Annotated in this window: 26 protein-coding genes and 1 tRNA gene; 4 read left to right on the top strand and 23 right to left on the bottom strand. The window is 56.5% G+C overall.

Translation table 11 applies throughout. From position 1 onward, the window contains the following. Positions 1 to 11: 11 nt before the first annotated feature. From iscR to trmJ, 3 genes are all read right to left on the bottom strand, one after another. The gene (gene iscR, locus MARLIPOL_RS06655) at positions 12 to 512 is read right to left on the bottom strand and encodes a Fe-S cluster assembly transcriptional regulator IscR (protein ID WP_012137282.1); all 501 of its coding nucleotides are present in this window, start codon (positions 510 to 512) and stop codon (positions 12 to 14) included. Positions 513 to 589: 77 nt separating this feature from the next. Then, positions 590 to 1,372, bottom strand: coding sequence for a serine O-acetyltransferase (cysE, locus tag MARLIPOL_RS06650; RefSeq protein ID WP_012137281.1), 783 nt, complete (start codon positions 1,370 to 1,372; stop codon positions 590 to 592). Between the two features lie 5 nt (positions 1,373 to 1,377). Beyond that, positions 1,378 to 2,232 carry a tRNA (cytosine(32)/uridine(32)-2'-O)-methyltransferase TrmJ gene (gene trmJ, locus MARLIPOL_RS06645; protein ID WP_012137280.1) on the bottom strand — a complete coding sequence of 285 codons (855 nt, stop codon included), beginning with the start codon at positions 2,230 to 2,232 and terminating at the stop codon, positions 1,378 to 1,380. Positions 2,233 to 2,415: 183 nt separating this feature from the next. On the opposite strand from trmJ, the gene MARLIPOL_RS06640 reads away from it, so the two are divergent. After that, positions 2,416 to 3,216: an inositol monophosphatase family protein gene (locus MARLIPOL_RS06640; RefSeq protein ID WP_012137279.1), complete on the top strand. Its 801-nt coding sequence runs from the start codon at positions 2,416 to 2,418 to the stop codon at positions 3,214 to 3,216. 200 nt (positions 3,217 to 3,416) lie between these two features. Here MARLIPOL_RS06640 and secF read toward each other — a convergent pair whose 3' ends face one another. From secF to flgB, 17 genes are all read right to left on the bottom strand, one after another. Further along, a complete protein-coding gene (gene secF, locus MARLIPOL_RS06635; protein WP_012137278.1) occupies positions 3,417 to 4,370 on the bottom strand; it encodes a protein translocase subunit SecF in 954 nt (317 codons plus the stop codon). Then, positions 4,363 to 6,234: a protein translocase subunit SecD gene (gene secD / locus MARLIPOL_RS06630; protein WP_012137277.1), complete on the bottom strand. Its 1,872-nt coding sequence runs from the start codon at positions 6,232 to 6,234 to the stop codon at positions 4,363 to 4,365. Before secD ends, secF begins: the two co-directional genes overlap by 8 nt. A gap of 19 nt (positions 6,235 to 6,253) precedes the next feature. Then, a complete protein-coding gene (gene yajC / locus MARLIPOL_RS06625; RefSeq protein ID WP_012137276.1) occupies positions 6,254 to 6,616 on the bottom strand; it encodes a preprotein translocase subunit YajC in 363 nt (120 codons plus the stop codon). A 64-nt stretch (positions 6,617 to 6,680) separates the two neighbouring features. Then, positions 6,681 to 7,799 carry a tRNA guanosine(34) transglycosylase Tgt gene (gene tgt / locus MARLIPOL_RS06620; protein ID WP_012137275.1) on the bottom strand — a complete coding sequence of 373 codons (1,119 nt, stop codon included), beginning with the start codon at positions 7,797 to 7,799 and terminating at the stop codon, positions 6,681 to 6,683. A gap of 22 nt (positions 7,800 to 7,821) precedes the next feature. Next, entirely contained in the window at positions 7,822 to 8,904 is a 1,083-nt protein-coding gene (queA, locus tag MARLIPOL_RS06615; RefSeq protein ID WP_012137274.1) for a tRNA preQ1(34) S-adenosylmethionine ribosyltransferase-isomerase QueA, read from the bottom strand. Positions 8,905 to 8,945: 41 nt separating this feature from the next. Next, positions 8,946 to 9,032, bottom strand: a tRNA-Leu gene (locus MARLIPOL_RS06610). Positions 9,033 to 9,115: 83 nt separating this feature from the next. After that, positions 9,116 to 10,345 (bottom strand): flagellar hook-associated protein FlgL, encoded by a 1,230-nt coding sequence (flgL, locus tag MARLIPOL_RS06605; protein WP_012137273.1) that lies wholly within the window; start codon positions 10,343 to 10,345, stop codon positions 9,116 to 9,118. Between the two features lie 15 nt (positions 10,346 to 10,360). After that, the gene (flgK, locus tag MARLIPOL_RS06600; RefSeq protein WP_012137272.1) at positions 10,361 to 12,391 is read right to left on the bottom strand and encodes a flagellar hook-associated protein FlgK; all 2,031 of its coding nucleotides are present in this window, start codon (positions 12,389 to 12,391) and stop codon (positions 10,361 to 10,363) included. A gap of 5 nt (positions 12,392 to 12,396) precedes the next feature. Next, a complete protein-coding gene (gene flgJ, locus MARLIPOL_RS06595; protein ID WP_012137271.1) occupies positions 12,397 to 13,431 on the bottom strand; it encodes a flagellar assembly peptidoglycan hydrolase FlgJ in 1,035 nt (344 codons plus the stop codon). Positions 13,432 to 13,439: 8 nt separating this feature from the next. After that, entirely contained in the window at positions 13,440 to 14,537 is a 1,098-nt protein-coding gene (locus MARLIPOL_RS06590; protein ID WP_036190923.1) for a flagellar basal body P-ring protein FlgI, read from the bottom strand. Further along, on the bottom strand, positions 14,534 to 15,235 hold the full coding sequence (flgH, locus tag MARLIPOL_RS06585) for a flagellar basal body L-ring protein FlgH (RefSeq protein WP_012137269.1): 702 nt from the start codon (positions 15,233 to 15,235) through the stop codon (positions 14,534 to 14,536). The genes MARLIPOL_RS06590 and flgH overlap by 4 nt, the downstream gene beginning before the upstream one ends. A 57-nt stretch (positions 15,236 to 15,292) precedes the next feature. Next, complete coding sequence (gene flgG / locus MARLIPOL_RS06580; protein ID WP_012137268.1) at positions 15,293 to 16,081, bottom strand: flagellar basal-body rod protein FlgG; 789 nt, start codon at positions 16,079 to 16,081, stop codon at positions 15,293 to 15,295. An 84-nt stretch (positions 16,082 to 16,165) separates the two neighbouring features. Beyond that, positions 16,166 to 16,918 (bottom strand): flagellar basal body rod protein FlgF, encoded by a 753-nt coding sequence (locus MARLIPOL_RS06575; protein WP_012137267.1) that lies wholly within the window; start codon positions 16,916 to 16,918, stop codon positions 16,166 to 16,168. A gap of 74 nt (positions 16,919 to 16,992) precedes the next feature. Continuing rightward, positions 16,993 to 18,903, bottom strand: coding sequence for a flagellar hook protein FlgE (locus MARLIPOL_RS06570; RefSeq protein WP_012137266.1), 1,911 nt, complete (start codon positions 18,901 to 18,903; stop codon positions 16,993 to 16,995). Between the two features lie 29 nt (positions 18,904 to 18,932). Continuing rightward, positions 18,933 to 19,610, bottom strand: a complete 678-nt coding sequence (locus MARLIPOL_RS06565) for a flagellar hook assembly protein FlgD (RefSeq protein WP_012137265.1) — start codon at positions 19,608 to 19,610, stop codon at positions 18,933 to 18,935. Between the two features lie 18 nt (positions 19,611 to 19,628). Beyond that, a complete protein-coding gene (gene flgC / locus MARLIPOL_RS06560; RefSeq protein WP_012137264.1) occupies positions 19,629 to 20,078 on the bottom strand; it encodes a flagellar basal body rod protein FlgC in 450 nt (149 codons plus the stop codon). A 33-nt stretch (positions 20,079 to 20,111) separates the two neighbouring features. Further along, entirely contained in the window at positions 20,112 to 20,510 is a 399-nt protein-coding gene (flgB, locus tag MARLIPOL_RS06555; RefSeq protein ID WP_036190921.1) for a flagellar basal body rod protein FlgB, read from the bottom strand. 315 nt (positions 20,511 to 20,825) lie between these two features. Here flgB and MARLIPOL_RS06550 point away from each other — a divergent pair, with 315 nt between their 5' ends. Both MARLIPOL_RS06550 and MARLIPOL_RS06545 read left to right on the top strand, forming a co-directional pair. Then, positions 20,826 to 21,137, top strand: a complete 312-nt coding sequence (locus MARLIPOL_RS06550) for a DUF962 domain-containing protein (RefSeq protein WP_012137261.1) — start codon at positions 20,826 to 20,828, stop codon at positions 21,135 to 21,137. Position 21,138: 1 nt separating this feature from the next. Further along, positions 21,139 to 22,578, top strand: coding sequence for an adenylate/guanylate cyclase domain-containing protein (locus MARLIPOL_RS06545; RefSeq protein WP_012137260.1), 1,440 nt, complete (start codon positions 21,139 to 21,141; stop codon positions 22,576 to 22,578). An 18-nt stretch (positions 22,579 to 22,596) separates the two neighbouring features. Here the strand turns inward: MARLIPOL_RS06545 and queF are convergent, their stop codons facing one another. The 3 genes from queF to MARLIPOL_RS06530 are packed head-to-tail and all read right to left on the bottom strand — an operon-like array spanning position 22,597 to position 25,156. Next, positions 22,597 to 23,415 carry an NADPH-dependent 7-cyano-7-deazaguanine reductase QueF gene (gene queF, locus MARLIPOL_RS06540; protein ID WP_012137259.1) on the bottom strand — a complete coding sequence of 273 codons (819 nt, stop codon included), beginning with the start codon at positions 23,413 to 23,415 and terminating at the stop codon, positions 22,597 to 22,599. A gap of 29 nt (positions 23,416 to 23,444) precedes the next feature. Further along, the gene (locus tag MARLIPOL_RS06535; protein ID WP_012137258.1) at positions 23,445 to 24,218 is read right to left on the bottom strand and encodes an ABC transporter permease; all 774 of its coding nucleotides are present in this window, start codon (positions 24,216 to 24,218) and stop codon (positions 23,445 to 23,447) included. Next, entirely contained in the window at positions 24,215 to 25,156 is a 942-nt protein-coding gene (locus MARLIPOL_RS06530; protein ID WP_012137257.1) for an ABC transporter ATP-binding protein, read from the bottom strand. Before MARLIPOL_RS06530 ends, MARLIPOL_RS06535 begins: the two co-directional genes overlap by 4 nt. A 273-nt stretch (positions 25,157 to 25,429) precedes the next feature. On the opposite strand from MARLIPOL_RS06530, the gene MARLIPOL_RS06525 reads away from it, so the two are divergent. Beyond that, the gene (locus MARLIPOL_RS06525; protein WP_012137256.1) at positions 25,430 to 26,551 is read left to right on the top strand and encodes a hypothetical protein; all 1,122 of its coding nucleotides are present in this window, start codon (positions 25,430 to 25,432) and stop codon (positions 26,549 to 26,551) included. Positions 26,552 to 26,574 lie beyond the last annotated feature (23 nt).

The following is a 26,574-nucleotide window of genomic DNA, read 5'->3' as shown; positions in this document are numbered from 1 at the left end:
ATTAATTGGGTTCAGGCCGGCGTCTGCTCTGTCAGGCGCTCGGTGTTGATCGTCTGGGAGTCATCAGAATCGGACTGGCGGCGATCCTGTCGATCCGCCACCATCTGGATTTCCCGTTTTTTCATCAGGTCAGCAAGACTGATCTCACTGAGAAACTGGTGGATCTGATCGCTCAGGTCCGACCAAAGGTGGTGAGTCAGGCATTTCTCGCCATTCTGGCAATCGCCCTTATTCCCACACCGCGTTGTGTCGAGAGACTCGCTGACCGCATCAACCACCTCGGCAATGAACACGGACCCAGCATCACGACTCAGGCGATAACCACCGCCCGGCCCCCGGATACTAACGACCAGTTTGTGCCTGCGCAGACGGGAAAACAGTTGCTCAAGATACGAGAGGGAGATTTCCTGCCGGGCTGATATGTCCGCAAGACTGACCGGCCCCTGATCCCCGTGAAGGGCCAGATCCAGCATCGCCGTAACGGCATAGCGGCCTTTGGTGGTCAGTTTCATAGTCTCAGCCCCGACAAGGGAATGAATCAGAATTCACAGCGCCGAGTATGAATTGACCCACCAAAACAGTCAAGTATTCACTTATCCTCGGGCTGATCGTCCCGGACACAGTCAAAATCCTCTTCATGCAACGGAGGCAACTCACCATTCTGGTACTCACTGTTGACCTTACGCAGCGCTTTACACATGTTCTCGATGCGGTCATCCACAGCGTGCATATGGTCCAGCAAACTGCGCATGGCCCGGGCGACAGGATCCGGCATCTCCTCGGTCACGCCATAGGCGTCGAAGCCCATACGCTCTTCCATTTCCTTGCGGCGTACGTCGTCACCCTCGTCAGCAGGCTTACGCTTCACGATCACCCGGCCCGGTATCCCGACAACGGTAGCACCTGCGGGCACAGCCTTGGTGACTACAGAGTTGGAGCCTACTTTCGCCCCTTCCCCAACCTCAAAGGGACCGAGAATTTTTGCCCCGGCACCCACGACAACGCCGTTACCGATAGTGGGGTGGCGCTTACCCTTGTTCCAGCTGGTTCCGCCCAGAGTCACGCCCTGATACAGGGTAACGTCATCACCAATCACCGCTGTTTCGCCGATCACCACACCCATTCCGTGGTCAATAAAGAATCGGCGACCAATGGTTGCCCCCGGGTGTATTTCAACACCGGTGAGCCAACGGGCAATGGTCGAGATGGTGCGCGCCAGCCATTTCAGCCCCAGGTTCCACAACCAGTGGGAAAACCGGTGAAAAAGCAGCGCATGCAGCCCCGGATAATTGGTCAACACTTCAAACGTATTTCTGGCGGCAGGATCCCGATGGAACACGCTGCCAATATCTTCCCTTAATCGCTCAAACATGATCTTTATTCCTGGCCAGTGGCGGCTTCATCGGCCTCCGATGCATTCCCAGTGGGCGCTTTACCTGTTGACGACTTCTGCACCGCCGTCAGAATCCCCCTGAGAATATTGATTTCCATCTGATCCAGTCTGGCCCTCTGAAACAAACGGCGCAAACGGGTCATCAGCTGTCGCGGATTTTCCCGGCGATGAAAGTCAATATCCACAAGTACCTGTTCAAGGTGACTGAAGAACCCTTCCACATCATTCACCGGTGCGGGAGGCACATCCCAGCCGGCATCCCCCGGCGCAGTCATGGCTTTTAGATAGGGGCTGCCCTCGCCTCCTTCAAGGCCGCGCAGGTAATTCATGCGCAATTCGTAACAGACAACCTGAACGGCCATCGCCAGATTCAGGGAACTGTAATCCGGATTGGACGGAATATGGATATGGAAGTGACATCGCTGCAACTCTTCGTTGCTGAGCCCATGATTCTCCCGACCAAACACCAGCGCAACCGGGCCAGCCGGTGCATGCTCTGATGCCTTTCTGGCCGCATCCGGTGGCGCAATAACCGGCCAGGGCACCTTACGACCCCTGGCGCTGGTACCCATCACCAGCACGCAATCGGTAATGGCCTCATCCAGCGAGGACACCACCTGTGCATTATCCAGAACATCGGACGCCCCGGACGATCGCGCGTAGGATGTCTCGTCGGGAAACGACGTCGGATTGACCAGCCAGAGGTTGCCCAACCCCATATTCTTCATGGCACGTGCCACTGCCCCAATATTCCCTGAGTGGGAGGTCTCCACCAGAACTATCCGAATCTGATCCTGAAACGTGTCGTTGCCTTCCTGGGGAAGTGCAGGCTTATGCATGGGGCATGGTCTCTATCTATGATTTTGGGTTGGCAATGATAGCAGATTTTCCTTCGGCCTTGCCTCTCCGGACATCCCGAAACCGTGCGCTATCCGTGACATTGCTAAGGCAAAAAACATACAAGCGGGGCTATATTTTGCTATCATACGCGACCTTCACACACCCGGATAATGATCACTCAGATGCAACCAGCAATTAAAATGGCTCTGCGCGTAGCGCGTCAGGGGTCTGACTATCTGAAAGCACATTTCGAGCGCCAGGAACCCAGCGGCAAGGACACGTCCGACCGCCGCGGCCAACTGGAACGTGTTGAAACGTCTATTTACGACAACTTCACGGAACAGCTCGAGAAAGCCTACAAAGACCACACCATCGCACCCATGGGCGAATCAGACGCCAACGGCAGCGAGAAGAGCTGGCATATTTTCCCGCTCCTGGGGCGTGACAATTTCCTGCGCGGCATTCCGGACTTTGCCCTGGCACTGGTCCAGAAAAAGAACAACCGGGCGGAAAACCTGTTGCTGGTCAACCCGATTACCGGCGAAGAGTACTCCGCCAGCCGTGGCCACGGTGCAGCACTGAACAGCCGCCGGGTACGCACCAGCGAAATCAAGCACACCCAGCAAGCTGCTGTTTGCAGCAATCTGCTGGACCAGGCGCGCACTGGCGATGATCCCCTGCTGTGGGGTGAAATGGCCTCCGTGATTGCCAGGGAGTCAGGCATGTTCCGCACATCGGGATGTGTAGCCCTGGACATTGCACGCGTATCCGCAGGCCACCTGGATGCCGCCATTGTTTTCAAACCGGAAGCAGCGGATCTGGACATCGGCGTGATGCTGGCCATGGAGTCCGGCGCTTTGACCGGTGACTTTTCCGGCAACCCGTCCACTGAAAAGGCTCGCCAACTGGTCGTAGCCAATCCCAAGTTGTTCCGAGAAGTACTGAAAGTGCTCCACCCATTTCGCGGGCGCCTGCCCCGCTAAGCTATGACGTTCAAGCGTAACGAAAAAAGCCGCAACCCTAAGGGGCTGCGGCTTTTTTGTTAGAAAGTACGCTTTGGGCTGTGTGCCCGCCTCTTGTTGGATTACGGCCCTTCGGGCCCAATCCAACCTACTGGATACTGGCACCCCTAACGTAGGTCGGATTAGGCGAAGCCGTAATCCGACGACAGACTGACCAGCAATTACATCCGGTTGAGCCACTCCGGTGGCTGCTCTTCCTCTTCCTCGCCTGCAACACCTTCCTTCGCGGGAACCATCAGGTCTTCACGAGAAATGTTCAGAACCATCAACATATTGGCGGATACATAAATCGACGAATAAGTACCGACAACCACACCAATCATCAATGCGAGGGAAAAGTTGTTGATGGCTTCGCCACCAAAGAAGTACAGCGCCAACAACACAACCAACGTGGTACCGGAGGTATTGATGGTACGGCTGATGGTCTGATGGATGGATTCGTTAATGATGTGCCAGGAATCCCCCTCCCTCATCTTTCGGAAGTTTTCCCGAATTCGGTCTGCCACCACGATGGTATCGTTCAGGGAGTAACCAATCACCGCCAGCAAGGCTGCCAGCACCGACAGGTCGAACGTCCACTGGAACAGCGCAAACACACCCAGCACGATAATCACATCGTGAGCCAGGGGTAGCACGGAGGCAATCCCGAACTTGAACTGGAAGCGCATGCCAACATAGATCAACACCACAGCCAGTGCCAGCAGCAGTCCCAGGCCACTGTCTTCTCTCAGTTCCTCACCGACCTGCGAGCCAACGAACTCCGAACTCACAAGCTCGAGCTCAGCGCCACCACTGGTCAACGCGCCTACCACTTCCCGGCCAAGCTTGTCGTTTCCGGATTCGCGCATCCGGATCAGTACCGTGGTGTCGGCACCGAAGTTCTGCACCACGAAATTACTGTAGCCGGCATCCGTCAGCTGATTGCGGATATCATCCAGCACCGGGGCTTCCTGGTACTCCAGCTCAACCGACGTACCGCCGGTAAAGTCCATGCCCAGGTTAAGTCCACGGGTGGCCAGAAGGGCAATGGAGACAACAATCAGTGCAATGGAGACGACGGAAGCAATCTTCCGCACGCCCATGAAATCAATTGGCTGTTTCCGCGTATCAGACATTAGCCAGCTTCCCCCCGATCGACAACTTCTGAATCTTGCGACCACCGTAAACGAAATTCACGATGCTGCGGCTGACCATCAGTCCCGAGAACATCGACGTGAGAATACCCAGAGACAGCGTGACGGCGAAGCCTTTCACCGGGCCAGAGCCCATGGCAAACAGGATGACCGCCACCAACAACGTCGTGATGTTGGCATCAACAATGGACACGAAGGCCCTGGAATAACCGGCGTTAATCGCTGACTGCGGAGGCACCCCGGCTTTCAGCTCTTCCCTGATACGCTCAAAGATCAGTACGTTGGCGTCTACCGCCATACCGACCGTCAGGACAATACCGGCGATACCCGGCAATGTCAGCGTCGCGGACAGGATCGACATGCAGGCGACCAACATCATCAGGTTAAGCGTGAGAGCAACGTTGGCAATCAGGCCAAAGCCCCGGTAGTAGAACGCCATGTAGATCAATACCAGCGCAAAACCCAGGGCAACGGACATCATGCCGGCATCGATGTTCTTCTGACCAAGGCTGGGACCAATAGTCCGTTCCTGTACGAAATACATCGGCGCGGCCAGAGAGCCTGCGCGCAGCAACAGGGCAAGTTCCGATGCCTCAGGAATGGAATCCAGACCGGTGATGCGGAAGCTGCTTCCAAGAGCGGACTGAATGGTTGCGAGACTGATAATACCCTTCTCGACCACCCGGTTCTCTACCGTCTGAACCTTACCATCGACCACTTTTTCCTCGGTCTCGGTACGGTACTCAATAAACAGGACCGCCATCCGACGCTTGATCGCATTACGCGTCGCCCGGTTCATCAGGTCCCCACCCACCGAATCCATGGTGATGTTAACCTGCGGCTGGCCATTTTCATCGAATGCCTGCTGGGCATTGGATACATTATTACCCGTTACGATGATTTCCCGTTCAAGACGGGCAGTACGTTGTGGCTGATCACGAAACGGGAAGACTTCGGTTTCGGCAGCCGGCGCATCCTGCCTTGCCTCCAGACGGAACTCCAGGTTGGCTGTCGCCCCCAGGACACGTTTCGCCTGGGCGGTATCCTGTACGCCCGGCAGTTCGACGATGATGCGATCGGAACCCTGGCGTTGGACCAACGGCTCTGCCACACCCAGTTCGTTTACACGGTTCCGGATCGTGGTCAGGTTCTGCTCCAGGGCGTAGTCCTGAATGGACTTCACTTCCTGTTCGGACAGGGACAGAACCAGCTTGAATTCTTCACCATCGGTCTGCTCATCCAGCAGGAACTGGTTGTACTGATCGCGGACCAGGGCAAAGGCTTCGCTGCGCGCGCCTTCATCACGGAAGCTCAGGATGATTTCCCGACCTTCCAGATCACCACCCCGGTATCGAATCCGCTCGTCCCGAAGCTCCCGCTTGATCTGCCCGGACAAGGCCTCAAGACGCTGCTCAACGGCGGTTTCCATATCCACTTCCAGCAGGAAGTGCACGCCACCGCGAAGATCCAGGCCCAGCTTCATCGGACCCGCCCCAAGACTACGCAGCCAATCCGGCGTGGACGGCGCCATGTTCAGGGCTACGAGGTAGTCCCTGCCCAGGGCATTCTGCACAATCGGGCGTGCCTTAAGCTGATCCTCGCCATTCAGTACCCGGATCAACCCGTTACGATCCCTCAGACTACTGCCTTTGATCTCAATCCCTTCAGACTGGAGGACCTCAACGGCGCGATTGAGGACCCTTTCATTTATCTCGGTACTGCTTCTTGCACCGGTAATCTGTACGGCGTGATCGTCAGGAAACAGGTTGGGTAATGCATAGACAAACCCGATCACCAGGGCAATCAGGATAATCAGGTTTTTCCAGAGCGGGTACTTGTTCAGCATGGGGTTCCTATTAGCCAGCTCAGATATCTTTCAGAGTGCCTTTGGGCAGCGCAGCAGCAACGGCTACTTTCTGAACCTTGATCTCAACGTTATCGGCAACTTCAACCACGATGAAATCGTCAGTCACTTTGGTGATGCGACCGGCAACGCCGCCGGAGGTAACGACTTCATCACCTTTGTTCAGACCGGACATCAGGTTCTTGTGCTCTTTCGCACGCTTGGACTGCGGACGCCAGATCAGGAAGTAGAAAATCAGGATGAAGCCGGCGAAAAAGATAACCTGGCCCATAACACCCATGCCCTGAGCACCGGGATCCTGAGCCAAAGCCAGAGAAGGCATAAGGGCAACGAGTGCAGCTACAAGCAGCTTGATCGATTTCATTCAATATCTCCGTGGTTTCAGATAACTGTTCAAATGTGATTTCGGCCCGCTTAAACGAAAGTCGTCAGTCCGCCAGCGGCGGCACAGTCTCCCCCCGACGGGCGTAGAAGTCGCTGATAAAGTCCGACAATGTACCTGCTTCAATAGCGCCACGCAATCCAGCCATCAGGTTCTGGTAGAACCTCAGGTTGTGGATTGTATTCAACTGGGAGCCAAGCATTTCTCCACACTTATCGAGATGATGCAGATAACTTCTCGAAAAGTTCTCGCAGGTGTAACAGTCACACCGCTCGTCCAGAGGCCCGGTATCGTGACGGTTCTTCGCGTTACGGATTTTCACGATCCCGGTGGAGGTAAACAGGTAGCCATTGCGGGCGTTCCGGGTTGGCATGACACAGTCAAACATGTCCACACCGCGACGAACGGCCTCCACAATATCTTCTGGCCGCCCGACGCCCATCAGGTAACGGGGTTTGTCCGCCGGCATACGGGGCGGCAAGTGATCCAGGATACGAATCATATCCTCTTTGGGCTCACCCACCGACAGACCACCGATGGCATAGCCATCAAACCCGATCTCGGTCAGCCCGTCCAGAGAACGATCCCTCAGGGACTCATACATACCGCCCTGCACAATGCCGAACAGTGCCGCAGGATTACCCTCGTGAGCCTGCTTACTCCGATCAGCCCAGCGCAAGGACATCTCCATGGATTCCCTCGCTTCCTTTTCAGTCGCGGGGTATGGCGTGCACTCATCGAAGATCATCACAATATCCGAGCCCAGGTCACGCTGGACCTGCATGGCGATCTCGGGGTTGAGCTTGACCGGTGAACCATCAACCGGAGAGCGGAAGGTGACGCCCTCTTCGGTTATCTTGCGCATCTCACCCAGACTGAACACCTGGAACCCGCCGGAATCGGTAAGGATCGGGCCATGCCACTGCGTGAAATCATGGAGATCCCCATGGGCTTTCACTACCTCAGTACCTGGCCGGTGCATCAGGTGGAACGTATTACCAAGAATGATCTCGGCCCCAATCTCCTTGATATCCCGAGGCAACATCCCCTTCACGGTACCGTAGGTTCCAACCGGCATGAACGCCGGCGTTTCCACGGTTCCGCGCGGGAATGTCAGCCGACCCCGGCGGGCACGGCCGTCTTCACCGAGCTTTTCAAACGACATGAAACAGGACTGGCTCACGATTTCACTCCGCTTTCTGACTGGTTTCCCCAACATGCCCTTTCAGCATACCGAGGCTGGGCTCCTGGCCCGTAATAAACATGGCATCGCCATAGCTGAAGAAACGGTACTTCTCCCGCACGGCTTCGGCGTAGGCAGCCATAACATTGTTGTATCCGGCAAACGCGCTGACCAGCATGATCAAAGTAGACTCAGGCAAATGGAAGTTGGTCACCATGGCATCCACAGCCTGAAAACGGTAACCGGGATGAATAAAAATGTCAGTTTCACCCCGGAAAGACCGCAACACTCCGCCACGGGTAGCCGACTCAAGCGAGCGTACCGAAGTGGTACCCACCGCCACCACCCGGCCACCGCGGGCACGGGCGCGATTCACAGCGTCGACCGTCTGCTCGGGCACATGGGCCACTTCGCTGTGCATCACATGGTCCTCTATACGATCCACACGTACCGGCTGGAAAGTACCTGCGCCCACATGAAGGGTTACCCAGGCAACGTCCACACCCTGGGCTTTCAGGCGTTCCAGCATAGACTCATCAAAGTGCAGCCCTGCCGTTGGAGCCGCAACAGCTCCAGCCTCCCGGGCGTACACCGTCTGGTAACGCTCGCGATCCGAAGACTCATCGGGGCGGTCCACATAGGGTGGCAAAGGCATGTGACCAATGCGTTCCAGCACATCCAGCACCTCCTCATCGCTGTCACAGATCAGGCGAAACAGTGCGTCGTCGCGCCCCGTCATTTGTAGCGCGGTGCCGTCTTCAAGCAGTATTTTCTGACCGGGTTTCAGGGCCTTGGACGCCCTGACGTGGGCCAGGATCTCGTGTTCACCGAGCACCCGTTCGACCAGAACTTCCACCTGGCCACCGGTTTCCTTGCGTCCAAACAGGCGCGCGGGAATCACTCGCGTGTCATTGAAGACCAGCAAATCACCCGGCTGTAGCAGGTCGGGAAGATCAGTGAACTGTAGGTGGTCAATGTCACCGGACAAGCCGTTCAGGCTCAACAGACGAGATGCAGTGCGCTCTTTGAGCGGATACCGGGCAATGAGTTCATCCGGCAGATCAAAGTGGAAATCGGAGACGTTCATCGAATGGACTGTTCACGACACCGCATTGAGCGGCTTGTAAGTGGTAGCGGCGGGCGGACTCGAACCGCCACGGGTTTTACCCCAACGGATTTTGAATCCGTCGTGTCTACCAATTTCACCACGCCGCCATCGGAGAGTGGTGGGGATTATACTGAGGTTTACTCTGAAAGCAATAACAAGCGCCGGACTTCCTTGTTCCGGCGGCCTTTTTTTATAAACGATCAAACAACGACAGGCGCGAAACCTGGGCAAATGACTGCTGCGCAGCCTGCAACACGAAGCTCTGGAAGCTCAGGTTACTGATTGCTTCGGCATAGTCCACATCCTGCAGTTGTGAGCGGATTTCGTTACTGTAAACCGAAGAGTCTTCCAGGAAAGACTGGGTGGATTCCACCGCATTCATTCGCCCACCCAACTCAGTCTGTTTCTTGATAATGCTTTCCTGGGCAAAGTCCAGATTGGTCAGGGAATTGCCAATCAGGTCATCGTAGGCATCCTGACCGCCAGGTGCCGACTTATCGATGTTCTCAAGGCCATAGATCAGTTTTTCAATGGACGTAAACGCCGACTGTTTCTGGGCCGTCTTCAATGTGAACTCGTCACCGATGGCAGCATCAAAGATCTCCACCTGAGCACCGGCCACCTCAAAACTTCCACCACTGGTATACGCAGGCGGATCCACAACCAGGGGGGCGTCCGTTTGCCGGTTAAAAGCCTGCACTTCTAGGCCGCCGGCACCGTCATCTACCACGGAGATCGCAATATCATCCGGATACACCAGGTCGAACTCAGCTCTGTCCACCACCATTCCGGAGCTGATCCGCGCCCCAGAGGTATTGGAGGACGACGCCTCAGCAAAGAACGTGGGTTCGGCTGCCTGCACATCTACAAAGATACCTTTGCCGTGGTCGCTGATCGGAACGGTGACACCGTCATCGATTTCCAGCACACGTTGGCCCTCATCTCCGCGGTACACCCAATCCCCGGACACATTCTTTGTGAACGCCTGCTGATTGCCCTGAAAGCCGCTGAAAATATACTCACCGGAGGCGTCTTTGGTGTTGGCGATTGTGGCCAGTTGATCCAACCGCTCCTTCAACTCCGAAGCAATGGAATTACGGTCATTCTGGCTCAGCGAGCCGTTACCGGCCTGGACGGTCAGTTCCCTCACCCGCTGAATCACATCAATGGAACTGGCCAGGGCATTCTCTTCCTGCTTGAGGCGATTATCGGCCAGTTGAGCATTGCGCTGATAGGTATCTACGCGCGCCAGTTCCTGATCGAGCTTGAGAATGCGGGCTGCCGCCACGGGATCATCGGAAGGCCGATTCACCCGCTTGCCGGTGGATATTTGCTCAGAGGTTTTGTTCAGACCAACATTAAGGTCCTGGAGGCGGTTGATGCCACCGGAGAAAACCTGCTGTGACGATATTCTGATCATCTCACCCCTCCCCTGTTACCGGAAAGTCTGCAACAGTGTCGTAAACAAATCCTGAGCCACACTCATAACCTGGGCCGAGGCGTTATAGGCAGCCTGGTACTGAATGAGCTTACCGGCTTCCTCATCGAGATTGACGCCCGATACCGATTCCCGCTGATTGGTGGACTGCTCCAGCAAGGTCTGGCTGGCGTCCTTGTCCAGTTGACTCTGGCGGGTCTTTACACCGACAGCCTCGACCACCCCGGCGTAGCCTTCGGTGAAGCTCTGGGTACCGTTGTTCATGGTGTTCGCCGTGCCCAGCGCCGCCAGAAACTCGGCGTTGCGGTTATCGGACACACCGTTCTGGTTGAAGTCGATGGTGAACACGTCACCCACTTCGGGATTACCGGAAATCTCGAACTGAAAGCCCTGGTATTCCGCACCGTCACTGGGATCTTCACTGAACAGCTTGTTGGAGATACCGCTCTGGTAAGGCTTGTCAGCAATAATGGCATCGCCGTTATTGTCGAAGACACTGAACACAAGGTTGCCCGCGCCATCGTCAGCAAACTGAACCTCCAGGGGACCGTTGGTCAGCTCACCTTCTGTTCGAAAACCAGGTAGTAAGGCGTTGGTGAACGGATTACGGACGTTCAGCATCTTGCCCTGATTAATCTGCGCAGTGCCGCTGTTGCCCAGGTCCGACTCGGCACGAACCGGGCTGGCGAACGCCAGGTCTTCTTCCCGCTCCACCTCAAGGTCGAAGTTGGCAGCGGCGTGCCGCGTCGGCTGGATCAGATACTTGTCGCCGGGATTAAAGGTGCCACCCTCTATGCGGATGTTGAACCCCGGCATGGAGATTTCGGAATTCACCGGGTCCGGTAACCGGCCCTGATTCACGATCTTTCCCGTTTCACTTTCAATCAGCTCGTAACTGCGGCCATCGCCGCTGAACTGAAGGGACCAGCTTCCTGATTCGAGAAGCGAGCTATCGGTGATTTCAACCGCCAATTGCGCATCCTTCGGCGCCAGGTTGTTGGCATTGGCCACCACCCGGCTTCGCTGTGCTGCAATATTGTTAACGTCGGTGAAGAACAGACCACCCAACTCGCCCTCGAGATCCAGACCAATCTCATGCTGATGATTCATGGTGTCTGCCAGTGCAATGGCAACGCGGCCGAGCTCATCAAAAGCCGGCTTCAGCGCTTCGGCCTCGAATCGGCGCAACCCGCCAAGCCTGCCCCCGTTGATCTGCTCATCCACCGCCAGGGTCCGACCGCCATTGGTCAGGGTAAATTCCAGCGAGGTTGGCTCCGAAGGACTCTCGCGGGTACCAAACTCTGCGGCATTGCTGCCAACCACCAGGGCCAGGCCATTATTCAATGCCACGTTGACCTGACTGCCCTCGGCCTGAGTCACCTTGATACCGACCAGATTCGACAGTTCCCGAAGCGCCTCGTCACGCTTATCCAGCAATTCATTAGGCATCTTTCCCTGGGCAAGCCCCGGGGATTCGGAAATAGCCAGGTTCAGCTCAGCAATACTCTTCAACAGCGTGTTGGCATCCTTCACACCCTGCTGCATCTGGGTTTTTACAGACTCGCGCTGCTGAATGAACTCCTGGTTCAGGGCCTGGAACCGATTCACAATCTGCTGCGCCTCGCTCAGAACAAGCTGGCGTTGCGGTAACGAGGCCGGATCTTCCGCAGCATTCTGCAGGCTGGCAAAGAAGTTATTCAGGGCACCGCTGAGACCGGTTGTCTCTCCACCAAGCAGGTTATCGAGGCGTGACAGCTCCGAATTCAGTGTTTGCTGTTCGCCATTCAGCGTGGTGTCTTCACGCACCTGCTGTACCAGGAATTCATTGGCCAGCCTGCGAATGTTGGAGATGCTGACCCCGCTGCCAATGGTCCCGGCCCCGGTTTGTTGCCCCGGCTGGGTGTCAAACTGGACTTCCTGCCGGCTGTAACCGGGCGTGTTGGCATTGGTAATGTTATTACCGGTGGTATTCAGCGCCGCCTGGTGGGCAAGGACGCCTGTCAGACCAATATTGATCAGTCCTGCCATAACCGTTACTCCTCAGCCTCAGGATTGTCCGGGGAGCCTGCATTACCCATGGATCCTGTCATCAGGGATGTCATCAGTGAATCGCCGTTCATGATCCGGCGGATCTTGGCACCGTATTGCGGGTCGGTGGCGTAGCCGGCGTCCTGCAGTTTTTGTGCGAATACTTCAGGCTGATCAGCAGACGCCAGGACACCCCGGTACCTGGGGTTGGATTCCAGGAACGACACGTAATCCCGGAAACTGGATTCGTAATCCGGGTAGGCCCGGAACGATGCCCGCTCGCTCATGGGAACGCCCTCACGGAATTCCGTGGTAGCAATATTGACGGACTCCCCCTGCCAGCGATGGTCGGCTTTGATACCGAACAGGTTGTGACTGGGTGAAGCACCCTCACCTTCAATCATGTGCTTGCCCCAACCGGTTTCGAGGGCCGCCTGGGCAATCATCACACGGGGATCAATACCGCTCTCAGCGGCCACACGCCTGGCTACCGGCAGAAGCTCCCGGACAAATTCGGCAGGACTGTTAAAGCTTCGCGGCAGCATTGCAGCCTCGGCTTTAACTGGCACACTGGCGGCCATTTCCGGTTCAGCCGCAGCCATCCGCTCGACTTCCTTCACCTGTTCCGGGAGCTTTTCAGACAACGCCGGAAGGCTGCGGTCGTAGTCCGCCAGCGTCGCTTTATGACTGGACAGCCTTCCATTCGATTCGCTCATACCGGGAATCTGACGGCTGAGCTGACGGACCAGCGCTTCGGCCAGACCGGTGCCGCCCCGCTGCCCGGCCAGCGTCAGGCTGAGCTGGTTATCGAACATGTCGCGGTAGTGCTGGGATTCGTTGCTGTTGAGATAATTATCTTCAGAGAACACGTCTCCGGCTTTGCGCATGGATTTCAGCATTTCACCAAGAAACAGGCTCTCGAACTGACGAGCCACCTCGGCCAGGGCTGCTTTCTTGTCGGTCCTGGCCTGGGCTTTCAGCTCATTGAGTCCACTGAAATCGGTATAAATCCGGGCCTGTTGAACGCTGGAATCCTGCATCACGCCACCTAAATCACAATCAGCTCGGCACGCAGTGCGCCTGCCTGTTTCAGTGCTTCAAGAACGGCCATTACATCCCCTGGCGCCGCACCCACCTGGTTAACCGCCTGCACGATCTCGTTAAGGGTCACCGCCGGGCCGAACTGGAACATCCGGGCTGGGTCCTCAGTGACAGCGATCTGGGATCTCGGCACGATTGCGGTTTCACCACCCGCAAAGGGGTTGGGCTGCTCCACGTCCGGATTCTCTTCAATGGTCACCGTCAGGTTGCCGTGGGTGACCGCTGCCGGGCTGACCTTGACGTTCTGACCCACCACAATGGTGCCGGTGCGGCTGTTGATCACCACCTTGGCGGCATCCTCAGCGGGATCCACTTCGATGTTCTCCAGAATCGACAGGAAGCTGACCCGCTGATCCGCATCCCTCGGCGCTTTCACCGACACTGACGTGGCATCGTGGGCATAGGCCATCCCCGGACCAAGCATGCCATTGATCGCCTCGACCACCCGGCGCGCCGTGGTGAAGTCCGCGCGCATCAGGTTAAAGGTGATGGTGTCTCCCTTGCTGAATGGCGAGAGCACCTCCCGCTCAATGGTGGCACCGTTGGGAATCCGGCCAACCGACGGAACGTTCACGGTAATACGTGAACCGTCCTGTCCCTCGGCACCAAAGCCACCTACCACGAGGCTGCCCTGGGCCATGGCATAAATCTGATCATCCGCACCCTTCAGCGGTGTCATCAACAACGTTCCGCCCCGGAGACTATCGGCATTACCGATAGACGACACCGTGATATCCAGCTCCTGGCCGGGTTTCGCAAAAGGCGGCAAGGTAGCGCTGACTGTTACCGCTGCCACATTGGCCAGTCTCGGGTTAACACCCTCTGGCAAGGTAATACCAAACTGATTCATCATGTTGCGGAAGGTCTGGTTGGTAAACGGCGCCTTGTCACCGGTACCATCGAGCCCCACCACCAGCCCGTACCCAACCAGCTGGTTGTTACGCACACCCTTGATTCGAGCCAGATCCTTCAGGCGGTCCGCCAGCACCGGCGAAGCCACTACGGAAAAGGCCAGAACAACAATCCAGAACCGCATCAGCCTCATAACGGCCACCACTCGCTGTTAAAGAAACGGGACAACCAGCCCATCTGGTTGGCCTGATCAAAATCACCGGTACCGCCATAGGCGAAACGGGCATTGGCAATACGGTTGGACGCAACGGTGTTGTCCGGCGCGATATCCTGGGGGCGTACAAGACCAGTCAGGCGAATGTATTCATCGCCGTTGGTCAAGGACAGCCATTTCTCGCCGCGAATTTGCAACACGCCATTGGGCAGAACTTCGGTCACCGTCACAGTGATACTGCCCGCCAGGCTGTTGCTCTGGTCCGCTTCGGCCTGGCCTTCAAAATCCCGTTCCTGATTGATATTTGTTGCCACATTCAGGTTGGTCAGCCCCAGGATTGAGGGTTCCGGCAGGGAAATTTCCTGATCCTTGGTAATGCTGGTTTCCGCATTCTTGCTGGCTCGGGTGGACTCCTCGAGCTTCACGGTCAGGACATCACCCACGTTCAGCGCCACGGTATCCCCGTAGAGATTGTGATTGCGGCTGCTCTGGAAGATGGCCCCGGATTCCGGATCACGCTGCATCATCGCCTCGGCCCGTACGGGTGCGTATGCAGGGTCATCCGGAACGGCCCTTGGGCGGCTCATGGCTGTGCATCCCTGCAGCACGATCAGCATACCGACCAGCGCCAGAGTGCCAGCTGGGGTTTTGCTACCTGTTATCGCGATGCGCTTCATGTCTTAATCCCCTCAGCTATCCGCAGAACTATCCGCTCAAAAAAAGCGACGACCGGATCAGCCGATGTTGTTCGTAATAAACTGCAGCATCTGGTCGGTGGAGGACACGACCTTGGAATTCATTTCGTAGGCACGCTGGGTGGTGATCATGCTCACCAGCTCCTCAACCACTTCCACGTTGGAAGACTCGATCATGCCCTGCTCCAGAGAGCCCAACCCACCGATGCCTGGCTCACCTTCAGCCGGATCACCGCTGGCATTGGTTGCTTTGAACAGGTTGTTACCAATGGCCTGCAGCCCCTGGGGGTTGATGAAGTCCACCAGGGTTATCTCACCCAGGTTCACCGGAGCGGCCTGATCATCCACCACGGCAGACACGGTTCCGTCCTTACCAATGGTGATGTTAGTGGCGTTCTCCGGCACATTGATGTTGGGCTCCAGCGTGTACCCGTCCGGATTGACGATGTCGCCATCGGCATTCAACTGGAACTGACCGTCACGGGTGTAGGCAATCTGGCCATCCGGAAGAAGGATCTGCAGAAAACCACGACCGTTAACCGCCAGATCCAGCGGCTGCTCAGTGACTTCCAGGTTGCCCTGTGAGAATTGCTTGGTGGTACCCACCACCCGCACACCGGTGCCGAGCTGAAGACCGGACGGCAGTTCGGAATTTTCGGTGCTCATGCCGCCAGGCTGTCGATTTACCTGGTACAGCAGATCCTGAAAAACCGCACGGTCCCGTTTGAAGCCGGTAGTGTTGACGTTAGCCAGGTTGTTGGAAATCGTGGACATCTTGGTGTCCATTGCGCTTAACCCGGTTTTACTGACCCAAAGTGCTGGATGCATGGTATTACTCCTTGCCAGAGGGCTTTGTCAGGCGGCCATGTATTGCCGCTTTTTTGCCCATCCGGCGACTGTGCTCAAGGTTTATCAGAGGTTCTGCAACAGACGTGCCGAAGCCTCGGAATTTTCATTTGCGGTGCTCATAACCTTTACCTGCATCTCGTACTGCCGCGACAGTTGCAGGTTGGCGATCATTTCTTCAACGGCGTTCACATTGGACCCTTCGAGAAAGCCAGACGCCACGCGCATATTTCCGTCCGGCGGCTCAGGACCGTCCAGGGCCTGGTCCGGCTTGCGGCGCATATAGCCGTCCTCGCCTTTCTCAAGAGCACCGGGCGGAGGATTCACCAGCTTCAGGCGGTCAATTTCCACCAGCTGATCCGGCGGACCACCCACAGGAATAATCGAGATGGTGCCGTCTGCGCCGATCTGAACATTGTCAAAAGGGGGCAAGGCAACCGGGCCACCATTACCCATAACCATGTCACCGTTGGCGTTGCGGACCAGTCCGTTCACATCAATCTGCAAACTGCCGGACCGGGTGAAGACCTCCTCGCCCCGCTGGTTCTGTACCGCCAGCCAGCCATCACCTTCAACGGCAACGTCCAGTTTGCGGCCGGTTTCCATAAGGGCGCCGGCGGACAGATCTGTTCCCGGTCTCTCGGTCATGGCATAGGCTCGTGTCGGGTGATGCTCACCGAACACCGCCATACTGCGGGCCTGGGCAAAGTCTTTCTTGAAACCCGTGGTGCTGACGTTCGCCAGGTTATTGGCATGGGCACGCTGGGCCAGCATGTTCTGCTTGGCGCCAGACATTCCGATGTATAGGGCTTTATCCATGGGAAAACTCCTGCCGGAATTTTGACTGTTACCAGTCTTCCTGCAGGAGTTGTGCCAGAATTGAGTTTTGCGGATTACCTCAGGTTGATGATGGTCTGGGTGACCGCATCTGAGGTTTCAATGGTTTTTGCGTTCGCCTGGTAATTACGCTGGGCAATGATCAGGTTGACCAACTCGGCAGACAGGTCGACGTTGGAGTCCTCCACCGAACTGGCCTTGATGGAACCCAGGGTTCCGGTGTCCGGAGCCCCGACAATCGGCTGACCGGATTCGAAGGTTTCCACCCAGGTCGTATCCCCCACAGGTGACAATCCATCGGTGTTATTGAATGCCGCCAGGGCCACCTGCCCCAACGCCTTGGACTGGCCGTTCGTGTAACGGGCAAACAGCACACCCTGATCGGATACATCCAGACCGGACAGCCGGCCCGTGGTGTAACCGTTCTGATTCTGGTCATTCACGCCAAAAGCACTACCGTATTGCGTGGTTTCGCTGAGATCCACTACGAACGCGGACGTGGTCGGTGGCTCAGGAATGGGCGTCACCACTTCCTCCCCGGGTGCAGGAGGACCATCCGCACCATTAGGCAGGCCATTCGCATCTTTCGGCACCCAGTCATCTACAACGATTTCACCGTTGGGATCGCCATTGATTGATTGCAATTCGCCATCCTGATTGAAGCGTGCGGTAAATGGCGTTTCGTCCGTTCCCGCCACCATTTCGCCGTCAATCTGCATGTAGATGGACCATTCACTCTGACCCACGCCATTGCCCGGCGAAGGCTCCTTCACGAAGAACTGGGTCATCTCGTGAGAGTTACCGAGACTATCGTAGATCGTGGTGGAAGTAGCGTGATTGTAGGTGCGCTGGTCCAGCGGATTGAACTCGTTGGTAATCCGAGTTTCGCCTGCGGCAAAACTTGCCTCAAACGCGCCGGTTCCCGTGGAATCCGTCAGTATGCCGGTAACCTCACGCTCAGCGGTCACAAACAGGTTGCCGCGTTCTGGCGCAGCGAATGACTGGCTTCCGAGGGCACCGGTTGTGTACGCCATATCAACGGTAAACCCGCGGCTGTCGATAATGGAAATATCATCACCGGTGTCGGAAACCTGCGCTTGCACGGTATTCAGTTCCGAGTCATTGATGGCGGCAGCCAGGGAATCCAGATCGGTAATGCCATCGCTGCCACGGAAGGTCACGTTGTCACTGCCGTTCAGAGATATGGTGAGCTCGAAGTCCGGATCGGACAGATCGCTGGCCAGCTGAGCCATATCAAACTGCTCGGACAAATCAAATTGAGTCCTTGCAGAGGCGTTAATACCTTTCTGTGATCCCAGAAGCTCGGCGACTTCATTAGCCGGCTGCCCTGCACCAATGGTAATCAGCTGTGACGTTGTGCCGTCGGAATACTCTATCTGGAACGCATCGCCATCCAGATCAGCCACGCTGAGATCTTCACCGAGATCGCGTATCCGGTTTTCCAGCACACTTTGCCTGGAATCCAGGTTCAGATCGGAACTCAGATTGGTTGTCCGCCGGGGTGCCAGATTGTCCGTTTCGACCTGCAGGTCGCCACGGATACCAGACAGGTTACCGTCATCGTCAGCGGTAAAACCCTGCACACGCATGTTCTGGTTGTTGGTCACAAATCCGTCTTTGTCGATACCAAACTGGCCGGCACGGGAATATCGGATTTCGCCGCCGTTGTTCAGCACAAAGAAGCCATCACCGTTAATCGCCATATCCAGGCCGTTGTCGGTGAAGCTGATATTGCCCTGACCGAAAGACTGCTTCACATCCTGTACCCGAACACCGTCACCCACGGGGTTGGTGCCGGAACTCAGAAAACCGCTGGCATAAAGGTCGCCAAACTGGGCACTGCTGCTTTTGAAACCAACCGTACTCGCATTGGCAATGTTGTTACCGGTGACGTCCAGATCAACGGACGCTGCCCTCAAACCGCTAAGCCCTGTATTAAAAGCCATAATTCACCTCGTGGTTCCGCACCGGTAGTTCAGTTAATTTGTTCGACTTCGGACAGGGCGATAGAGCCCATACCCGACAGATTCAGTGTGACCTTGCCGCCCTGGCCAAGAGAGACGCTGTCTACATTCGCACTAACCATGGTCGCGAGCTGTTCTGTACCGCTGGGGTAGGAACCCTCAGCAACAATGCGATAAGGACCCGGTGGCAAAGCATTGCCGTTACCGTCCTTGCCGTCCCACTGGAACGAAGCCACACCGGCCTGGCTGGCGCCGAGATCGATCTGTCGCACCCGCTCACCATTCTGACTCTCAATGGAAACTCGCAGCCCGCCGGTGGAGGCCGGCACCTGGATAGTGCCGGTGATCTCGCCTTCGCTACCGAGTATGCCAATTTGCGAAGGCGCCAAAACAGTCCGGCCCACCATGGCCGACGCCTGTAGCGCCTGGGTGGAGCGGAACTGACTGCCTAATTCGTCCACGCTCCGGGCCACTCCCTGCATTTCCTCAAGGGAGCTGAACTGGGCAAGCTGGGAAATGAACTCTCCATTGTCCTGGGGCTCAAGCGGGTTCTGGTTCTTCAACTGGGCAATCATCAGCTCCATGAACTCATTCTTGCCGAGTTCACTGGTACCGTTGCCGGCACCGCCCTGCTGATGACGAAAATCGCCCAGTACATCAGAGACATTCGTCGGGTTAATTGCGCTCATCGGTCAGTCCTCGCCCGGTTACTGCTGCCCAAGTGTAAGAATGCGCTGCATCATGGATTTGGCCGTGTTCATAATGTCCACGTTCATCTGAAAGCTGCGGGAGGACGACATCATGTCAGCCATTTCCTCAACTACATTCACGTTGGGGTAGTACACGTAACCGTCTTCGTTGGCAGCGGGGTGGTTGGGCTCGTAACGCATCTGCAGTTCCGCGTCGCTCTCGACAATGCCTTCCACACGAACACCCGCACCGGGACCATCCTCACTTCCGAACGCCATCCCCTGCTGATCAGGATTCAGCATGGACTGCTGAATGGTCGCAAACACCGGTTTGCGTGCCCGGTAAGTTGTCTCGGTGCTGGAACTGGCCGTCTCCGCGTTGGCGATGTTGGACGCAGTGGTATTGAGCCGCAGTGACTGTGCGGTCATGCCAGAACCGGCAATATCAAAAATGTTACCCAGGGACATAATGCTGCTCCTCTAAATGATGGCTGCGCCCGGTTACTGACCGGAGAGGGCTTTCTTCAGCCCTGAGAATTTACCGTCCAGGAACTGAAAACTCGCCTGGTAGTCCATCGCATTCCTCATGAACCGACTCTGTTCCTGCTGAGTTTCCACGGTGTTGCCATCAACGGAAGGCTGGTGCGGCAAACGGTAGAGCAACTCGTTATCCTGGCCACCGGGTGTGGTATCCATATGGGCATCGTGAGTCCGCTCCATGTTGAAGCCGCTGGCGTTTTGTTGCGCCTTCTCCAGCATCGCGCGGAAATCCACATCCCTGGCCTTGAAGCCCGGGGTGTCCGCATTCGCGAGGTTATTCGCCAATACTTCACCGCGTTTTACCCTGGCCTCCAGGGCGTGCTGGTGAATACCCAGTGCTTTATCAAAGGAAATTGCCATACTGCCTCCCGAATCTTGTGCCCGGCCCTGCATTGGTTTGCCGGTTCACCTCTTTGCAATGGACAAAGCAACGTCAATGCCAGTTTTCGGGAGAGCACGTATTCAGGGGGCTGGAGAAAGATGCAGGGAGATAAAAGAAGAAAATGTCAGGCTCCGATCGGAGTAACGGAAGCAGAAGCGGCAATCGCTTTCCCCTACCGGCTAACGGAAGGGAATTCAGGTAGGCCTTATCTGAATTGTGGCGTTTCTGTATACCTGTTAACCTTTAGTACTACTCCGACCATTAAAAAATTATAAGGAGCGAGCGGTAGAATCATGAGTGAACAAAGCGCCTTTCGAAACTTTTCGGAATTCTACCCGTACTACCTGGAAGAACACAGTGACGTCACCTGCCGCAGGCTCCACTTCGTGGGCAGCCTGCTGGTGATCATCGTTGCGCTCTATGCCATTACCACCGCCAAGCTCGCGTGGCTCCTGCTGTTGCCCGTTATCGGTTACGGTTTTGCCTGGGTCGGTCATTTCTTCTTTGAGAAGAACCGGCCGGCAACGTTCAAGTACCCGCTATACAGCCTGATGGGTGACTGGGTGATGTTTCGCGACATCCTCATTGGAAGGATCCGGTTCTAAGATGATGAGTGCACCCGTGGATCTGCGCAATGCCAGCAGCGGTGCCGGCAAGTCCACCACTGTGGATGCCCAGATCGATCCCGTCGCCATTCCACCGATGCCGGATTATAACGGGCGCACCCTTGCCTACACTGCCACGGCTGCCATCATCACTTCCGGTGTGTTCCAGGGCATTTTCCCGGACTGGATGCTGTGGCTGATTGCCGGAGCCCTGACCTGGCCTCACATTGCCCACATCCTGACCCGCCGCACCTTCCTTAGACACTCCCCGCGTATCCGCCAGAAAATGCTGATTGTGGACTGCTTGATTGGCGGTGGCTTTGTCGGCGCCATAGGCGTGGTGGCCATTCCGTCAGTCTCCGTAATGCTGATGCTGATGTTCAGTTGCCTGATCATTGGCGGCTTCCGGCAATGGGTGTTCGGGTCAGTATTCATGACGGCATCACTGTTCATCGGCCTGGCCATTTTCGGCCCGGCCGAAAGTTTCCAGGCACCTCTGATCACCAGCATTCTATCGCTGCTGGCGACCGGTCTTTACATCTGTGTTACTGCCTTCTATTCCCACCAGCAGGCGCGGGCACTGATGATGGCCAAGACCCAGATCCAGAATCAACGGGAGCAGTCCATTGCCCTCTCCCACAAATTGTCCAAGTACCTCTCACCCCAGGTCTGGCAATCGATCTTTACCGGTGAGCGGGATGTGCGCCTGGAAACCCAGCGCAAAAAACTGGCCATTTTCTTCTCCGACATCAAAGGCTTTACCGAGTTGTCCGAGGAAATGGAGCCGGAAGCCCTGACCGAACTGCTTAACCACTACTTCAATGGCATGTCAGAGGTGGCACTGAAATACGGCGGCACCATCGACAAGTTCGTCGGCGATTCGATCATGGTGTTCTTCGGTGACCCCACCAGTCGGGGCCAGCGGGAAGATGCCTTTGCCTGCGTGTCCATGGCCATCGAGATGCGCAAGCACATGAAGATCATGCGCCAGAAATGGCGAAGCCAGGGCATCAAGACTCCCCTGGAAATCCGCATGGGGATCAGTACCGGTTACACCACTGTCGGTAACTTCGGCGCGGAAAACCGCATGGATTACACCATCATCGGCAAGGAAGTGAACCTGGCCAGCCGGCTGGAATCCCTGGCCGATCCGGGTGAAATCCTGGTGTCCTATGAGACCTTCTCACTGATCAAGGACCGCATCATGTGTCGGGACAAGGGTGAGATTACGGTGAAAGGGTTTGGCAAACCGGTACCGATTTATGAAGTGGTGGACTTCCGCCGCGACATGGGTCCAAACCGCAGTTTCCTGGAACACGAGCACAGCGGGTTTGCCATGTACCTGGATTCCGAGAAGATTTCCGAGCGGGAGCGCCAGGCCATTCTGACCGCCCTGGAAGACGCCGCTGACCGCCTGCGGCAGGAAGAGGAAATTCGCTAACTCCCTCCCCTTGCGCACTTACTGACGGATCAGCCGGGCTCCGGAACCATCCTCCGGATTGGTACTGCGCCAGGGGTTGATGTCCAGCCCGCCCCTGCGGGTATAACGGGCACACACCATCAACACTTCCGGTTTGCATCTTGCCATGATGTCGGTAAACAGTGTTTCCACGCAGTGCTCGTGGAAGTCCTGTTTCTGGCGAAAGCTGACGATGTAGCGCAGCAGTCCCCTGCGATCCAGTTTCGGCCCGGTGTAGCGGATCATCACGGTAGCCCAGTCCGGTTGACCGGTGACCGGGCAATTACTTTTCAACAGATGCGAACACAGGCTTTCCGAAACCGACTCTCCGAACGCCGACAGGGATTCTGGTGCGTAATCGTAGGTCACATCGTCCACGGTTTCGCCGTCGATCAGTTCGTAGCCTTGCGGGCGGCCTTCTGCCATGGCGCCCTCATCCACGCTGCGCATGGTCACCTGCACCGCCGCGCCACTGCCGCTGGACAAGTCCCGGGTGATCACATCCGCAACCTGGTCAGGCGACGAAAATACGGCCTGATTCAGTGAGTTCAGATACAGCTTCAGGGATTTCGACTCGATGATGTTCGGCGAAGCGGCCGGAAAACGGATTTCCGCCCAGGCCACGGCCGGCACGCCATCGGCACGCAACCAGGACACTTCCCAGGCCTGCCAGAGATCTTCCCCGAACCAGGGCCAGCGGCCGTCGTTCAGACCAATGCGGCGACGGTTTTCCTCCCGGGGCACGGGGAAAAGCAGGTCCGGGTTGTAGCGGTCCGGATACTCACTGGATTTGCCAAGGGGGGCATCATTAAGCGCCATGGGGTGTCCTGTTCAAAAAGAGCTGAAATTTAGTGGCGAATGCCTTTGCCACGCTTGAGCATCCGCAAAGAGATCGCCGTCAGCAGGGCAATAAACACCAGGATCATGCCCAGCGCCACAAAAGGATTCACATCCGATACGCCCAGAATACCAAACCGGAAGGCATTCACCATGTAAAGGATCGGGTTGATCATCGACACGCCCTGCCAGAAATCCGGCAACAGGCTGATGCTGTAGAACACCCCACCCAGGTACGTCAGCGGTGTGAGCACAAAGGTCGGCACGATGGAAATATCATCGAACTTGGTGGCCAGCATGGCGTTGATAAACCCGCCAAGGGCAAACAGCGCTGACGTCAGGAACACCGTCAGCACCACCATCGGCAGGTTATGGATCTCCAGCCGGGTGAATGCCAGCGACAACAGGGTCACAATCAGCCCGATCCCCAGGCCGCGGGCCATTCCGCCACAGACATACCCGGCCAGAATGATCCAGTTGGGCACCGGCGACACTAACAGCTCCTCAATACTGCGCTGGAACTTCATCGAGAAGAACGACGACACCACATTGGCGTAGGAACTGGTGATCACCGCCATCATGATCAGCCCGGGCACAATGAAGGCCATATAATCAAAGCCGCCCATCTCACCAATCCGGGAGCCAATCAGGTTACCGAAAATGATGAAGTACAGCGTCATGGTGACCGCCGGCGGCAGCAGGGTCTGTGGCCAGATACGGGTGAATCTCCGGATTTCCCGGATGACGATGGTGTTGAACGCTGTGACCATTGCCTGGACCTTCATGCGGCACCTCCGCTGGCTTCACGCGCGTTTTCTTCCACCATTCGGATAAACAGCTCCTCCAGGCGATTGGCCTTGGTTCGCATACTGACCACCTTGATCCCCTGTTGCTCAAGCTGAACGAATACCCGGTTCAGCCCCTGCCCTTTCTCGACCTCCACTTCCAGCGCGCCTTCGTCACTCAGTCGACAGGGAAAGCCCTCCAGCTCCGGGGCACTTTCAAGCGTGGTTTCGGTATCCAGCACAAAGGTTTCCACATGCAGTTGCTGCAACAGTTCACGCTTGCTGGTGTGTTTCAGGATTCGGCCATGGTCAATGATTGCGATATTGCGACACAGAGCCTCGGCTTCCTCCAGGTAGTGGGTGGTCAGGATAATGGTGGTGCCCTGGCGGTTCATTTCCTCCAGGAACGTCCACATGGACCGGCGCAGCTCTATATCAACCCCTGCGGTCGGCTCATCGAGGATCAGCAACTTGGGCTCGTGCACCAGGGCGCGGGCAATCATCAGCCGTCGCTTCATACCACCGGACAGCATCCGCGCCGGGGTATCTTTCTTGTCCCAGAGTCCCAGCTTGCGCAGGTATTTTTCAGCCGACACTTTTGCCTGCTTCAGCGGGATGCCGTAGTAACCCGCCTGGGTAGTGACAATGTCAAAAACCTTCTCAAACTGATTGAAATTGAACTCCTGGGGCACCACCCCGAGGTTCAGTTTCGCATCAGAAAGGTGGGTATCAATGTCATAACCAAACACCCGGACCTTGCCCCCGGTCTTGTTCACCAGGGAACACACGATGCCCAGCGTGGTCGATTTGCCAGCCCCGTTAGGGCCCAGCAGAGCGAAGAAATCGCCCTGCCTGACGTTCATGTCGATACCCTTGAGGGCGTGGAAACCATCACCGTAGGTTTTGGTCAGCCCCTCGATCTCCAATGCGTTGGTCATAAACTACCCAGAATAGTGGCGTGTCGGGCCAAAAAAGCCCAGCCAATTGCGTGATCTGTTAAACCAGAAGTGTTTTAAGTTGTGGCAACAACGGAATTTTCAAGTCACAGCCCTGGATTTCCCGGGACCGGAAAAGCTCCAAACTGCGACAGGATTCCCGATATCCCCGGGCGCCGCTCCCTATAATGCCGGTTACAACAACTTACAAAAGGCCCGGCGAAGCCAGACGCTTCCATACGGCAGGCCGCAAGACCAGGGAATGCAAGCAGCACCATGAGATCCGTTCATCTTTTTCAGTTGTCCCTGCCATTCATCGCAGCACTGTTGTTATCGGCCTGCCTCGGCGGAGACAGCGGAAGCAGCAGCGACGACACCCGCACCGGCTCATTGACATACCATGGCATAAGCGGTTTGCACTACACCACTGCCAGCCGCAGCGAACCAACCGACAGCGCCGGCCAGTTCCACTACTATCCCGGTGAGCGCCTCACGTTTCGTGTCGGCAACCTGACCCTCGCTTCGGATGTTCCCGCGGGCCAATACCTTACCCCAATGGAATTCCTTGCCGATATCCGCGAAAACCTGAACAACCCGGGCACCGATGACGAAGGACTGCGAACACACCAGATCACCGAACAGCAATTGATGACTGACACCGCGCTGCTCAATCTCACCCGCTTCCTGCTCGCCCTGAACTGGAATGAAAGGATCACCGAAGACAACGGCATAGAGATTCGGGACAGGGTGGTACAGCAACTGAATAAAGCCCTCCCCAACCTGACGGCCCCTATCGATTTTACCGTCAGCGAAACCGATTTTACCGCGCTGGGAACCACGCCCTCCCCGGCCAATCAGTTACTGGCAGCCATCTGCTTTTACCCGGAAGATGACGAACTCTGCCAGACACCCCCCACCCAGGAAGAGATCAACAACGCCCCACCCCGGCCCGAAGACGAAGACCTGAGCGATCCCGATGTGGACTACCAGGAGGACCTGCAAAGTAGGCGTGACCGTATTCTGGACGCCAGTCGCAGCCTGGACGACTTTGACACCGAAGCAGCCCAGGACTACCTGAGCCGCGAACTCAACGCCATAACCACTGCCATTGGCAATCGCTACTACCTGGACAACGAAACCGCCAGCCACCCGGCCAGTGACACCAGCATCAAGAACGTAAGCATTCGCCGTATCAACGGGGACACCGACCTGGCTAATGTCGAGGCCATCAGCACACGCAATCAGGATGTGGTGGTTCACGCATTCAGCTGGCAGACGGCAAACGTGGAGTACTTCATTGCGGGTGATAGCGGTGGCGAATCGGAAGTCATCGTCAACTTCCGCCCACGGAATACCTATCGATGGATAAGGAAAAGCCTCAGGATCATCATTGACTGATCATGCCTGAGGCTGCCGGAAGG

This window comes from Marinobacter lipolyticus SM19 (genome assembly GCF_000397065.2).
GTDB classification, from domain to species: domain Bacteria; phylum Pseudomonadota; class Gammaproteobacteria; order Pseudomonadales; family Oleiphilaceae; genus Marinobacter; species Marinobacter lipolyticus.
The sequence above is the reverse complement of the archived record's forward strand: the minus strand, read 5'-3'. Positions and strand labels throughout refer to the sequence as shown.